Annotated in this window: 2 protein-coding genes; both read left to right on the top strand. The window is 39.2% G+C overall.

Features of this window, described 5'->3' with window-relative positions:
* On the top strand, positions 1–463 hold a 463-nt coding region (locus tag J3L16_RS15900; RefSeq protein ID WP_207614044.1), incomplete at its 5' end, for a phosphopantetheine-binding protein.
* Positions 464–693 (top strand): hypothetical protein (locus J3L16_RS15895; RefSeq protein ID WP_207614043.1); only part of this gene is annotated, 230 nt, incomplete at its 3' end.

The raw sequence follows: 693 nt of genomic DNA, 5'->3' as shown, positions 1-693 counted from the left end.
TACCCAAACTCCCTTAGAAACACAAAACATTCAAAGGGAATTACATGAAAGCCTGCCTGATTATATGGTGCCAGGGATCATAGTGGTATTGGATGGACTACCGTTAACACCCAATGGCAAGGTGGATAGAAAAGCATTACCTGCACCTGAATTAGCCAACATCAATACGTATGAAGCACCTGAGGGTGACACAGAAGTTGCCCTTGCGGGTATTTGGCAAGAGGTATTGGGAGTTGAGCAAGTAGGGCGTCATGATAATTTCTTTGCATTGGGTGGGCACTCTTTAGCCGCAGTGCAGTTACTGAACAAAACAAATCAATATTTCGAATTAGATCTTTCACTTAAGCAGGTGATTGTTACCCCATCTCTTATTGAATTAAGTGAGCTGATTAGTCAGTCATTAGAAGATTCACTGAGTGAATTTGATGAAATGGATGATTTATTAGCTGAGTTGGAAATGTAAATGAACGATAAAAAATATAATTTAGCCAAGCGATTTGCTTCATTACCAAAAGAAAAGCAAAAAGATTTTTTACTTGCCTTAGAAAATAAAAGTATTGATTTTACTCGTTTACCGATCGTTAAATCGACAGCGGAACATGTAGATAATATACCCTTGTCTTATGCCCAAACAGGGTTGTGGTTAACATGGCAGCTTAATCCAGAAAGCGCGGCGTATAACATGTCGGGTGT

Origin of the sequence: Alteromonas sp. 5E99-2 (assembly GCF_017368475.1) — a bacterium.
Lineage (GTDB): Bacteria > Pseudomonadota > Gammaproteobacteria > Enterobacterales > Alteromonadaceae > Alteromonas_F.
This window is presented reverse-complemented; position numbering and strand designations above follow the sequence as displayed.